Origin of the sequence: Anoxybacillus sp. B2M1 (genome assembly GCF_001634265.1) — a bacterium.
Classification (GTDB): Bacteria; Bacillota; Bacilli; order Bacillales; family Anoxybacillaceae; genus Anoxybacteroides; species Anoxybacteroides rupiense.
In genome coordinates this window covers 227,075-239,578 of record NZ_CP015435.1, presented here as the reverse complement: position 1 = coordinate 239,578, position 12,504 = coordinate 227,075, and the positions used below count along the sequence as shown (strand labels likewise).

The 12,504-nt window shown below is 43.2% G+C and carries 10 protein-coding genes, 1 pseudogene and 1 CRISPR repeat array; of the genes and pseudogenes, 3 read left to right on the top strand and 8 right to left on the bottom strand.

What is annotated here, in order from left to right:
• The first annotated feature begins 314 nt into the window (after nucleotides 1-314).
• Entirely contained in the window at nucleotides 315-935 is a 621-nt protein-coding gene (locus tag GFC28_RS20065; RefSeq protein WP_335340437.1) for a DUF4395 family protein, read from the top strand.
• Nucleotides 936-1,835: 900 nt separating this feature from the next.
• Here the strand turns inward: GFC28_RS20065 and GFC28_RS01315 are convergent.
• The 3 genes and pseudogenes from GFC28_RS01315 to GFC28_RS01310 all read right to left on the bottom strand — a co-directional run bounded on the left by GFC28_RS01315 (nucleotide 1,836) and on the right by GFC28_RS01310 (nucleotide 3,228).
• Nucleotides 1,836-2,132 (bottom strand): annotated as a pseudogene (locus GFC28_RS01315) (nucleotidyltransferase domain-containing protein).
• Complete coding sequence (locus GFC28_RS19635; RefSeq protein WP_231883474.1) at nucleotides 2,113-2,265, bottom strand: nucleotidyltransferase substrate binding protein; 153 nt, start codon at nucleotides 2,263-2,265, stop codon at nucleotides 2,113-2,115. The pseudogene GFC28_RS01315 and the gene GFC28_RS19635 overlap by 20 nt, the downstream one beginning before the upstream one ends.
• Before the next feature lie 570 nt (nucleotides 2,266-2,835).
• Nucleotides 2,836-3,228, bottom strand: a complete 393-nt coding sequence (locus tag GFC28_RS01310) for a hypothetical protein (protein WP_044742067.1) — start codon at nucleotides 3,226-3,228, stop codon at nucleotides 2,836-2,838.
• 216 nt (nucleotides 3,229-3,444) lie between these two features.
• Nucleotides 3,445-4,007: a CRISPR direct-repeat array (repeat unit 30 nt; unit sequence GTTTCAATCCCTCATAGTTAAGATAAAAAC).
• A gap of 490 nt (nucleotides 4,008-4,497) precedes the next feature.
• On the opposite strand from GFC28_RS01310, the gene yhfH reads away from it, so the two are divergent.
• Nucleotides 4,498-4,626, top strand: coding sequence for a protein YhfH (gene yhfH, locus GFC28_RS18575; protein WP_082063839.1), 129 nt, complete (start codon nucleotides 4,498-4,500; stop codon nucleotides 4,624-4,626).
• Between the two features lie 463 nt (nucleotides 4,627-5,089).
• Here the strand turns inward: yhfH and GFC28_RS01305 are convergent, their stop codons facing one another.
• The 5 genes from GFC28_RS01305 to GFC28_RS01285 all read right to left on the bottom strand — a co-directional run bounded on the left by GFC28_RS01305 (nucleotide 5,090) and on the right by GFC28_RS01285 (nucleotide 10,536).
• Nucleotides 5,090-5,788, bottom strand: a complete 699-nt coding sequence (locus GFC28_RS01305; protein WP_044746318.1) for a response regulator — start codon at nucleotides 5,786-5,788, stop codon at nucleotides 5,090-5,092.
• On the bottom strand, nucleotides 5,751-7,382 hold the full coding sequence (locus tag GFC28_RS01300; RefSeq protein ID WP_044746305.1) for an ATP-binding protein: 1,632 nt from the start codon (nucleotides 7,380-7,382) through the stop codon (nucleotides 5,751-5,753). The genes GFC28_RS01305 and GFC28_RS01300 overlap by 38 nt, the downstream gene beginning before the upstream one ends.
• Before the next feature lie 69 nt (nucleotides 7,383-7,451).
• Complete coding sequence (locus GFC28_RS01295) at nucleotides 7,452-8,978, bottom strand: tripartite tricarboxylate transporter permease (RefSeq protein ID WP_044746306.1); 1,527 nt, start codon at nucleotides 8,976-8,978, stop codon at nucleotides 7,452-7,454.
• Nucleotides 8,979-8,990: 12 nt separating this feature from the next.
• A complete protein-coding gene (locus GFC28_RS01290; protein ID WP_044746307.1) occupies nucleotides 8,991-9,446 on the bottom strand; it encodes a tripartite tricarboxylate transporter TctB family protein in 456 nt (151 codons plus the stop codon).
• Between the two features lie 73 nt (nucleotides 9,447-9,519).
• Entirely contained in the window at nucleotides 9,520-10,536 is a 1,017-nt protein-coding gene (locus tag GFC28_RS01285; protein WP_044746308.1) for a tripartite tricarboxylate transporter substrate binding protein, read from the bottom strand.
• 265 nt (nucleotides 10,537-10,801) lie between these two features.
• Between GFC28_RS01285 and GFC28_RS01280 the strand changes: the two genes are divergently transcribed.
• The gene (locus GFC28_RS01280) at nucleotides 10,802-12,445 is read left to right on the top strand and encodes an alkaline phosphatase (RefSeq protein ID WP_156487494.1); all 1,644 of its coding nucleotides are present in this window, start codon (nucleotides 10,802-10,804) and stop codon (nucleotides 12,443-12,445) included.
• The last annotated feature ends 59 nt before the right edge of the window (nucleotides 12,446-12,504 follow it).

The window sequence follows — 12,504 nt, the reverse complement described above, 5'->3', positions numbered from 1 at the left end:
TTAAGGGCTTCGAAGTTGGAGGTAAAGCTAATGCTCAACCATCTGAAGCACGAAAGACCGAAAACGCTGGACAGACAAGTGAAGATGTGATGTACAGACGGGCGGGTGAGGATCGTGACGCGGGATGAAAGCTTTTTAGGATTTTTATGCACAATTTGTTAGCGGCTGGCTGAGACTCGTTTTTATTCCTATACTGAATGCTGGGGATAGAACACAAAATGATTATCCGTATCATCGCTTACGTCAGCCCATAAGCAATCTAAAACTCCTCCTCTGCAAATTTTCTTCACAAATCATGACGTCTACTGTAAAATATCATAAATATAATTAAACATATAAGAAATACTGGCATTAGGAGACCAAAAGCCCCTTCCTCCGTTCCTCGTCCATTCGTACGTGTAAATCAATGGTTTATCGTTCTTTCGGTTCTGTTCACTTGGATGACCCATCAAGAATGGCTGCTGCTATTTCCATTGATCTCCGGCCTTTTAGGATTACTCTTTCATTTCCATCCCGTGATGAGAGCCGCAAAGTTCTTTTTACGAAAGGAACCAAGCGAATACATTCCTGAGGATGATGCACAGCAGCAATTTAATCAAACCATTGCGGTCATTTGCTTATCGATCGGTTATGTGTCATTTTTAGCGGGATGGACAAAGATCGCTTACGTATTTACGCTCCTAGTGGCTCTGGCGGCCTTTGTGGCCATTCTTGGGTTTTGCATTGGCTGCTTTATCGTAAAAAAGATCCAAGCAAAGCTAGATTGCCTAAATAAAGGGGAATCATACATCAATATCCATGTAAAAGAGGTTTTGGCTTATATCATCCGAAATGTTCATCATACTTGGGAGCTTTTAGTATTTGAACATCAAAATATTCCTGAGGCAGGGATTCAAATACCTGGAGGAATATTTGAATCTTGTGACCGTGATTGATCTAGTGCTGTATTACGAGAAATGAAAGAGGAAGCGGATATTAGATAAAGCAACCTGAATTACAGAGATTTTATGCGAGATATATTACCATAAGAGTGAACTACTCACCACTTAGCTAAAGCTTGAAGTGGGAGCTTCTCAGTTCCACGACGAAAGCCGCCTTTCGTCTCCCTGAGCGTGACTTCAGGTCGTTCCAACCCTAGATGTCCGACAATTCGGAGTTCTTTTGTACCTTGGATATTTTACGCATGGAAGGATCAGCTTGGTTTTCGCATTTTATTTTCTCCATGCAACCTCCTATATCCAGTTATGAAAGAACGACATAGGTTTATTTTACCACAGGGTCAGACAATTGAACAGGCAAAAGCCTGTCCTTGTCCGAAGTCGATTCATCTCCCACTTTCATCAAGCTTCGCAAGATTTAGAAGTGGGAGACTTCTCGACTGAAGAATGTTAAAAAAGACAAAGGGTCACATACTGTCCAGTCATCAGGAGAGGACAAAGGGTTACAGTTCAATTATTATTGGAAAGAACTCAATTCGGTATCATACTTAGCAGGTGATCAGCACATAGCTATTAGACATGTTATAGATTTCTTAGAAAACAGCCATCCTTTATGAAAGTACGCTGGCTGTAAAATTAGTTGTAACCCGCTTTTAGCGAATTGGTCTGGAGATGGTGAAACCTATCGAGATTTAAAGCGGAATCCGCCAAATACGGCGGGCACTCGTTGTCGCCACTCTCCTTTATGAAAGCCGATCGCGGACAAAAGTTTGTCTTGTGCTCGCTCAACAGTGCGTCAGGCATGTGAACGGTTGGAAGCGGCTTGCCGACACCGATGCCATTGGCGGTAAAAAGAGAATGGGCAGCCGGTGGCAATCCGTCTGCTTAACACACCTTTCATTTTTCATAAATCACCATTCCATCGCGTTCGATTTGCCGCTCGATTTCTTGGTTCAATGAATCACAAAACAGCACGTCGCACGAATATATGCCAACAATGTCGTCAATATCAATGATCACTTTCCACTATTTTTGCTTTCCCGTATAATCAATGCACAGATCGATATCGGAATGATGCCGCGCCGTATTTTTTGCGCGCGAGCCAAATAAAATGACTTTTTGAATCTCTTTCTCGCTTTGAAAATACGCGATCAGACGCTCAAAAACATTTTTGTTAATTCCGTGCGTCACGATCGATCACTTCTTCTTTAATGTTTTGCAACAATGCTTCGATTTGCTGAACGTACTCATCAACAATTTTTTGTTTGATCTGTTCATCATCCTCTTCATTATATACATGAGCCGTTGCATTGTGCGAACTTAATATATCGTTCCATATATCGATATTTCAATCCAGCCCTTCCTTGAAAGCTTGCCGATAGCACGCTCTTGGGCTGTGTAACTCCAAACCGGACGCCTTGAAAATCTTCGACAACAGCTTCCAAAGCTGATCTTCGAGAATTTCATATTTTTTACGATTGAATCTCGATATACTTCTTTCATTAATTCATCTTCCGCTGCCACTTGTTGGGAAGCGGAAATGACGTTCTTTAAATGCAGCAATAAGCGAAACGCATATTGCTATGATAGAACGATCCTTGTCAAATAAGTCGCTCATCAAGGACCTCCTTTTATAGCATTATATTTCACCCGTGGTGCTAGTTGAGTTTTAACACTTAACTAGCATCACGAGTACTCGATCATCATTTAGCAGACTTTACCGAGTTCACAAAAACCATTGTTTTGAGCAAATAGGGGGGCTAACACGCATTGTCTGTATTTTCATCTCCATATATTTCCTTAAAAACAAAATGATAGCATATTAAAAATTTTTGAGACATGTACGATGTTTTTCGAGAGCAAAGGGGCGCACAGGCGACGAGAGAGCTCTTTATGATTATGATTTTTGCAAGCATGTTACTTCAACAGAACGAGCTTCCAATAACTCAGTGACATCTTGCTTTTCTTGGCCATTCACGATCGTAACACGATGCATCAATTTTTTCCCTTCCCTATCGTACAGCCACATCGCATAAGTGGTTTCATTCGTCTCTAACAAACCGTAATAACGATGAAAAATATCGATAGGTTCAAATGAAACTTGTTTAATTCCATCCCAACGGTACAGCTTATCTCCACAAATTCCATTCTCACAAATCTCAAAAGAATCAAATAAGTTCAAATAAATAAAAGGCATCAATGCCCAATATAAAAATGGGAAAACGGAGGAAACATTTCCCGTATGAAAGATGAGTGTCATGATGACCAAAGGAAGGACGATTCCTAACATAAAAAATAGGCCCTTCATATTTTTTTGAGCAAAACTTAAAGTTCTGATGCGATACCGATTTCTTGAAGCGGTATCTTCCATCGTAGGCAAGAGAACCTTTCTTTTTTTCGCTCGGTTTCTACAAAGCGAATCAAAAGGTTTAAAAAAATCACAATATATAGCGTACAAAACAACGCAACGATGATCTCCGGAACCACATTCTCCCCTCCTTATTTTGTTTTAATTCCGTATAGTTAAGATAAAAACGAGATCGTTCTTGAGGTGAGTGACACAGGATTAGACGGGTTTCAATCCCTCATAGTTAAGATAAAAACCGCACTCACACTGCCGAGAGTACGTATCCCGCCATTGCGTTTCAATCCCTCATAGTTAAGATAAAAACCGTGCTCCCTAGCACTTTCGATGTATCGTGTGACCAGTTTCAATCCCTCATAGTTAAGATAAAAACGGATATCACGGAAGTGGCGCAAATTTCGCATACTGAGTTTCAATCCCTCATAGTTAAGATAAAAACTCAAAATCTGTTCTTGTATCCACTCTTTTGTCATCTGTTTCAATCCCTCATAGTTAAGATAAAAACTCAAAATCTGTTCTTGTATCCACTCTTTTGTCATCTGTTTCAATCCCTCATAGTTAAGATAAAAACCGTGTATATGGTAAAGATGGTTTGTCCATTCATCGAGGTTTCAATCCCTCATAGTTAAGATAAAAACTGAAAAGGTTCGAGGGTATTTGAGACGGCAAAAAGAGTTTCAATCCCTCATAGTTAAGATAAAAACCCAAAAAAATCGTTGTTACATAAGTATTTGGTTTAAAATGGTTACTAGGTTATTTTGGCTCAAGGGCTATGTGTTTTCAATCCTTTGATGGACATGGTCGCTGGTGATGGGAGAGTGTCGTCGATCCCCCGGGATTTTTGCACGATTGGAGGTCGACGACATTAATTTCTCTCCTTAAGCCGATTTTCTTAGTAAATAGTTATTACTAGTTCCCCTCGCCCGCTTTCCACACTTTTCAATCGCTTTTCCATCCTATTTAATCGCTTTCCGATTTTCCTTCCTGAAAATGGAGTTTGTGAAAACACGATTTCGAGCAAATACTAGATTTTTGATCTATTTCGTTTGATACGTAATATCACAACCATTATACATTGGTAATCTAGGTACCTTTTCAAATAAATTCTAAAAATAATTATATAACAGATATTGATTTTTATATTTTGTTATAATACAATACACTTAACATTCACTATATTAGGAGGTCACGAACATGTTATCTTTAGAGTTTTATCGCAACTTGCCGCCAAAGCAATGCCGGGAGTGTGGAGAAGAAATTGTAGAACAGCATGAATCCTATTTATACGAGTGCGAAAAATGTATGGGGCGTCATGAAGAATAATAAACGCAATCTTACAGGTCCATTCCAAAAGGCTTGCACCGAACAAACAACAAAGACGGCGTAACAAGGGGTAAATATAAATGTACACACAAGCTTACCAACGATACGTAGAAAAATGTGAAGAATTTGGAATTAAATCGATTGACCTGATTGATTTATCCGTAGCTTAACCCAGAGCAAATAGAACATATGTTAAATAACTGAAATGGAGAGAAACAATGGATACAGACCTTTCAGCAAAGATTCATAAACTCCCCTGTTCCATTATGTGATAGAGCTGAACAGGGGTTTTTATCAAGGAATGTGAATAGCAATAATGGCGTGGGTTTGCACATTTTTGCCGAAGAGAAAAAAGCTAATTGCGAAAAGAAGCGTGCAAACTAATATTTTTCAATCACCTTAATTTCCCATCAAAAGGACGTAATAACTAATGGTCTGAGTGATCACTATCTATAATAGCTATTCACTTTTTCAAGCGGTAAGTGCGCTCCGGTCGTCCGACCGAACCGTATGCAATATCCGCTACTACTTGTGAAATAGACACAAGATATTCTAAATAACGCCGTGTCGTCGTTCGACTCGCTCCGATCAGCCTCCCCATCTCTTCCGCTGTAATTCCATGCGGATACCGCTTTATGACTGCCAGCACTTTCTCTAATGTGAGCTGGTGGATTCCTTTTGGAAGTTCCTTTTCTCTAGAAAAGACGGTTTGTTCACGCCGGATCAATTTATCCACATCCTCTTGTTCAATAAGTTCTTTCTCATTCATGAATTGGCTCATGTTTTTGTAATATTCCTTATATCTGACCAACGTGTCTGTAAAACGGCTCAGCATAATGGGTTTTATGATATAATCAAATACCCCTCCGTGCATCGCTTGCTTTAGAGTATCAATCTCTCGTGCCGCTGTGATCGCAATAACATCGATATTCGTAAAACTGTTGCGAATCCATTTTAAAAATTGAAGCCCGTTCATATCAGGGAAATAAATATCGAGCAGCACCAAATCAGGCTGCATCACCTCAACAAGTTCCTTTCCTTCCCGTTCATTCGTCGCCATGCCGATCACTTCATAGTCTTCCACCTTTTCAGTAAACCGACGGTTAATTTCTGCAATTCGTTCATCATCTTCGACAATTAATACGCGAATTGGAGTCCTCATCAACATCCCTCGCTTCTCCCCTTTTCGGAATCACAATTGTACACAACGTGCCTTTTCCTGCTTCTGTTTGAATCGTCATATAGCCGTGCAACAGCTTCAAAGAACGCTGTACTAAATCAAGGCCGTAGCCGCGATGGGCGGCCGCCTTCGTCGAAAAACCTCTTTCAAACATTTTCTCTCGCACGTCTTCTGTCATTCCTACTCCCGTATCTTCAATTTCAATAATTAAATCGTCACCAAGATCGGTTAAAAACACCGTTATCCGCTTTTCTGGGCGCTCATTTTCGATGACCGCTTCCATGGCGTTATCAATCACGTTTCCGATAATTGTAATCAAATGATCGCGATCCATATGTAGTGGAATATCTCGGAAGCTGCTTTGTCGGTCAATGGCCAATTGAATTTTTAGCTCGTTGGCACGGTTAAACTTGCCAATTAACAAGCCACCGAGCATCGGGTCGGGGATTTCTTTCATGACAAAATGAACGAGGTCCTGTTGTAGATTCGTTTCCTTTGTGATTAACTCCAGTGCTTCTTCGTACGATTCAAGCTGAATAAGCCCGGAGATGACATATAATTTATTTGAAAATTCGTGCGTCTGTGCTCGAAGCGCCTCCGCATAGCTTTTAATTTGCGATAACTCTTTGGTGAGGCGGTATAGCTCTGATTTATTACGAAATGTCGATACCGCTCCAATAACCACTCCCTTTTTATCCATAATTGGAATTCGATTCACAATCACCGATTGCCCTCCTATCACCATTTCCACATCGTACTCCGCTTTGCCTGTCTGGATCACCTCTAACAAGCGGGAATGAGGAATAATGTGCAAAATCGGTTGACCTAACACACTGTGTTCCGTCTGGCAATCAAGAATGGCCATGGCTGCTTTATTGACCATCGTCACTATTCCATCTTGATTGACGGCAATGATTCCTTCTCGAATCGCTTCCAAAATCGCCTGCTTTTCCTGATACAACAGCCCAATTTCTTTTGGCTCTAATCCATGAATCGAACGTTTAACCGTTTGAGCAATCACGATCGCTCCTATGACACCAAGCAAAAGAGCAAGAATAGAGAAGAAAAAAATTTTAACGTTGTATGACCAAACGATCTCTTCAATATCTTTGATCAAAAATCCTACTGACACCACACCGATTGTCTCTCCATTTTCAGCGAAAACGGGGGCTTTTCCGCGAATCGCGGGACCGAGGGAGCCAACCGCTTCTGAAATGATCGATTTTCCTTGCAGTACTTTTCTGTTATCTCCCCCGACCATCTTTTTCCCGATTCGTTCCGGAATCGGGTGCGAATAACGAATGCCAGCTTTATTGCCAATGACGACATATTCGGCTCCCGTCTTCCGGCGAATCATCTCTGCCAGCGGTTGAAGATGCCTCTCTGGCTCTGCTTTTTGAAAAGCGGATTTAACTGCTGGAGAAGCGGCTACCGTTTCTGCGACGTTTAGCGCGCGCATCCCTATTTGCTCCTTCAGCGTCCGAGCTAGCATATGTTGAAATAAAAACGACAAAAGCACAATCACAACAAGAAGCAGCGAACAAATAACGGCAATCAGCTTGGTTTGCAGTTTCATCGTTTTCCTCCAAAAGTTTGGAAACATAGAGAAAGACTCACTGCCCAAAGACAGAAAGCCTTTCTTTTCCTACATATCTTCGTTAACGATAACTGATTTTCCTTTTAATTTCATCACAAATGGAACAACAATCCATAAAAGCGCAATCATTAATAAAACAAGCGAAATTGGTTTTTCAACAAAGACCATAAAATCGCCGTTGGAAGACGTGAGCGCCCGCCGCATGTTGTTTTCAATCATCGGCCCAAGCACAAGCCCCAATACAAGCGGGGCAAGCGGGAAATCGTACGAAGACAGCAAATAGCCCAACACCCCAAAAGCAATGAGTAGAAACACGTCAAATGTAGTGACTTGAACCGCATAAACACCAAAAATGGAGATGGCAATAATGAGCGGCAACAAATATTTCGTCGGTGTTTCAATAATTTTCGTAAACACTTTGACAAGCGGCATATTTAAAATCAGTAACATGACATTGCCAATGAACATGCTGGCAATTAAGCCCCATGCCACATCTGGATGTTCATCAAAAAGAAGTGGACCAGGCTGCACGTTATACATCATCAGCGCTCCCATTAAAATCGCCGTTGTTCCGGAGCCGGGAATGCCAAGCGTTAAAAGCGGAATCATCGCCCCGCCAGAAGCTGCATTATTGGCTGATTCGGGCGCCGCCACGCCGGCGATCGTTCCTTTGCCGAATTTTTCTGGCATTTTGCTGAGTTTCTTTTCCATAATATAAGAAAAAAATGACGCGATCGTCGCGCCGGCCCCTGGTAGCACTCCTACCAAAAAACCGAGCAACGAACCTCTAGCAATCGGGCCGGCACTTTCTTTCAGTTCATTTTTTGACAACATAACCTGTCCTATTTTAACGATCTTCCCGCCATTTTGTTCCCGGTGGAGAATCGATTTAAACACTTCACCAAGGGCAAATAAACCCACTGCAACAGTTAAAAATTCTAAACCTCCGTATAAAAATGAAATATTATACGTAAAACGAGCAACACCGGATACATTATCAATCCCGATCGTTGAGAGCAATAAGCCCAACAAAGTCATTATCCATGCTTTTGTAATCGATCTCCCTGCTAACCCGCTCACAGCAGCAAGACCAAGAATCATTAAGGAAAAATATTCTGCCGGCCCAAATTTCAAAGCCAAATCAGAAAGCGGCTCCGCCACGAGTACGAGCCCGATGAGAGACACAATTCCAGCTACAAACGAGCCAATCGCAGCAATCGCCAGCGCCGCCCCCGCTCTTCCTTGCTTCGCCATTTGATATCCATCCAATGTCGTTACGACTGAGGAGGATTCTCCCGGTGTATTTAATAAGATCGATGTCGTCGATCCGCCATACATTGCCCCGTAATACACCCCAGCCAACAAAATAATTGAACTTGTCGCTGCTTGCGCTGGATCAAGTCCCGATGTCATTGAGGCTGTGACTGGAATTAACAGCGCCACCCCGCTCATCGGTCCAATTCCCGGCAATACGCCGACCGCCGTTCCAATCAGCACACCTAAAAAAGCGAAAAAGAGGTTATATGGCTGTAAAGCTGTCTCAAATCCATTAAGGAGAAACGAAAGTGCCTCCATGCTCTCCCTCCCTTACTGAAACCAAACGGGCCAACTTGGCAATGTTCCTTGCAATAATTTCACATATAGCCCATACACGCCGATCGAAAAGCATACAGCAATGATGATCGATTTCCATAAAGCTCCCTTCTCCATTGTCTGAAACCCGACCACAAGAAACAGAAAAGTCGTAATGACATAACCGATTTTCTCAAGCAAAGCAACGTATAAAATCGCTGAAAGCAAGATGATTAAAAACGGCTTATACTGTATTTTTTCCTTCTCTTTACCAGAGGCAACGTATCGCCTCGTTTCCAGCAACAACTTAATACTCAACAATGTCAGCACCATCCCTAGCAAAAACGGAAACACGTTAGGGCCGACCGAACTCCCGTAGGCGCTTTTAGAAATTCGCAAGCTTTCCATCATAAATAGGACCCCAATCGCTAAAAACACTATCGCTGCCACACGATCAAACGTTTTGCTCACGCGCATCCCTCCGTTTCTTTAAACAAAAATACATTCCAAACGGCAAATGCGAGATTTCTATATGATAGACTCCTTATTTATGCATTCCTAATGATTTCAACATATCGCTAACCAGCTGTTCTTGTTCCTCCAAGAACTTTGTAAACTGTTCCGAATTTTTATAGTCGAAAATCCAGCCTTGCTTCGTTAATTCTTCTTTCCATTTTTCGTGTTCAGATAGCTTTTTCAACGCCTCTTCCCAAAATGCTTTGGCAGCTGGCGACATATCTTTTGGTCCAAAGACGCCGCGCCAGATCGTAAACTCCGCATCAATGCCGAGCTCTTTCATCGTTGGCACATGCTGAAATTCCCCATCAAGCCTTGCTGGTGCAGACACGGCGAGCACTCTTACTTTTCCTGCCTTCACATATTCTCCGACCGAGGAAACATCAGTTGCGATCACATCCGCATTCCCGCCAAGGAGCGCGGCCATCGCCTCTCCTCCGCCGTCATACGACACATATTTGACTACTTTCGGATCGATGCCGGATTTATAGATTGGAAGAATGGCTATTAAATGATCCATCGAACCTGGTGCCGATCCGCCCGCTACCGTGACCGATTTCGGGTCTTTTTTCACCATATTCATCAACTGTGAGAGCGATCGAATATTTGAATCCGCTTTCACAACAATCGCTCCGAAATCTTTCGTAAGTTGTGCGAGCGGTGTCGTGTCTTTATAACCAAATGGACTGTTTCCTTCTGCTTTTAAATGGTTAATAATAATCGGTGGAGAGTTTACAAACAATCTATAATCATTCTTTCGGTCTTGTGTCGCATATTCGGCCATAAATACGACGCCGCCACCCCCCGGTCTATTTTCGACCGTCATAGTTTCGTTGACTATTCCTGTTTCTGCCAATATTTTTGTAATGGCACGTGCCGTTAAATCCCAGCCTCCCCCGGCCCCCGAAGGAGCGACAAACACAAGCGGCTTCTCTGGATAATTGGATGATTGACCGCTTTCTTTTGTCGTCATATGTCCACCGCAAGCCGCTAAAAGAAAAATCATCAATCCCGAAACCATGCTACACAACCGCTTTCGCACCATCATTCCTCCCCTTGTTTCTTTTGATAGCGTTTACATAAACCAATTATATTTAGTAGTTTTCTAAATGATAAGTTTTTGAACATAAAATGAATTTTGTGCATTTTGTTCATAAAAACAAAGGATATCCTGATCATGAGCCACGGGAGTTACATCCTCATTATGTACCAACACATTCCTCTTTAACAAAACATTTACAATCTATTGATGTACGATTAATGAAAGCTTCCTATAATAGCAGTAAATCTTATATTAGGGGGAAAGGATCGTGAGTGTGCTAAGTCAAAAGATGGTGAGCATTGTGCTTGTCGGCTCGCTGGCCGTAGGATCGGTTGCAGTTGCGGCACGTGACGAGGAAAAAAAGCAAGAAAAGGCACCTGTCAAAAACGTCATCATGATGGTAATGGATGGAACAAGCGCTGGAGCGACCACACTGGCAAGATGGTACAAAGGCGCGCCGCTTGCTTTGGATGAAATGGCCAGCGGCGCAGTACGAACGTATTCTGCTGAATCGGCGATCACCGACTCCGCTCCAGCAGCAACGGCAATGGCGACAGGCTTCAAATCCAACGATAAGTACATCGGCCTTCTTCCTAGCGTCGTGAATTCCCCAGGCGTAGCACCAGTTGCAAAAGAAAATGTGAAAAAACCAGTTGCAACGGTGCTGGAAGGGGCCGAACTGCAAGGAAAAGCGACCGGTATCATTGCCACTTCAGCCATTCAACATGCCACGCCGGCGGGCTTTTCCGCCCATGTCGAACACCGCAACCTCTTCCCTGATATCGCCGAGCAACAAGTATATCAAAACATCGAAGTCGTATTAGGCGGCGGCAAAGAGGCGCTGCTCCCTGGAAGTGGAGAAAATAATCGGAAAGATCATGAAAACTTGCTGAATACGATCACCCGCAAAGGATACGACATCGTCGAAACACGGGATGAGCTGCTTCGTTCAAAAGCGGACAAAATTTGGGGTGTCTTTGCAAACGACGCGATGGCTCAAGACATGAACCGGCCATACACGCGCCCGGACGAGCCGACACTGGCGGTGATGACAAAAAAAGCGATTGAAACGCTATCTAAAGACAAAGACGGATTTTTCCTATTCGTGGAAGGGAGCCAGGTCGATTGGGCAGCCCACGCGAACGATCCGGTCGGCATCATTAGCGAAGTGCTCGCCTTCGACGCAGCGGTGAAAGAAGCGGTATCCTTTGCGAAAAAACACCGTGATACGCTCGTCATTGCCGTCACCGACCATGGCAACAGCGGCATTACGATCGGCAACCGCCACACGGACCAGACATACCCGAAAACCCCGGTCTCCGCGTATATCGAACCGTTGAAAAAAGCGAAAATGACGTTGGACGGCGCGTTAAGCCAGCTCAAAAGCGATCAATCAAACCTTGAAGAAGTCGCCCGTTTATACGGATTGGACACATTAACGCCGGACGAGAAGAAAAAATTGAGCGAGTCAGCCGATCTGCGCAAAACACTCCCTGAATTGCTTGCGGCACGCGCCAACCTTGGTTTTACAACAGGCGGCCATACAGGCGAAGACGTCTTTCTTTATACGTACGGTCCGAACCGCCCCATCGGCACATTTGAAAACACTGACCTCGCCCGTATCATGGCGAATGCGATGGCCTTTGATTTAAAGATGGTTAACGCCCGCCTTTTTGCCGACGCGAAAAAACAATTTGAAGCGATCGGAGCGACTGTCACCATCGACCAAAGCGACGAGAACCATCTCGTCCTAACCGTCACAAAAGGAAACAAAACGGCCAAATTGCCAGCCAACCAAAACATGATGACGATCGGAAACAAAACGTACGAGCTCGAAGGACTGAACATCTATATGGCCGAGCGCTTCTGGGTGCCAAAGCAAGCCGTTTCCCTCTTCCAAAAAGCGAGATAAACAAAAACGGAGCGGATAGCGCTAGGAGCTAGACAGCACCTTATTTCTTTTGAAAGGAC

What these genes read in the sequence shown, in the direction of transcription:
- GFC28_RS01295 (WP_044746306.1), bottom strand. Translation starts at nt 8,978, where the DNA reads ATGGAGGCACTTTCGTTTCTCCTTAATGGATTTGAGACAGCTTTACAG.
- GFC28_RS01285 (WP_044746308.1), bottom strand. Translation starts at nt 10,536, where the DNA reads ATGGTGCGAAAGCGGTTGTGTAGCATGGTTTCGGGATTGATGATTTTT.
- GFC28_RS01300 (WP_044746305.1), bottom strand. Translation starts at nt 7,382, where the DNA reads ATGAAACTGCAAACCAAGCTGATTGCCGTTATTTGTTCGCTGCTTCTT.
- GFC28_RS01305 (WP_044746318.1), bottom strand. Translation starts at nt 5,788, where the DNA reads ATGAGGACTCCAATTCGCGTATTAATTGTCGAAGATGATGAACGAATT.
- yhfH (WP_082063839.1), top strand. Translation starts at nt 4,498, where the DNA reads ATGTTATCTTTAGAGTTTTATCGCAACTTGCCGCCAAAGCAATGCCGG.
- GFC28_RS01310 (WP_044742067.1), bottom strand. Translation starts at nt 3,228, where the DNA reads ATGTTAGGAATCGTCCTTCCTTTGGTCATCATGACACTCATCTTTCAT.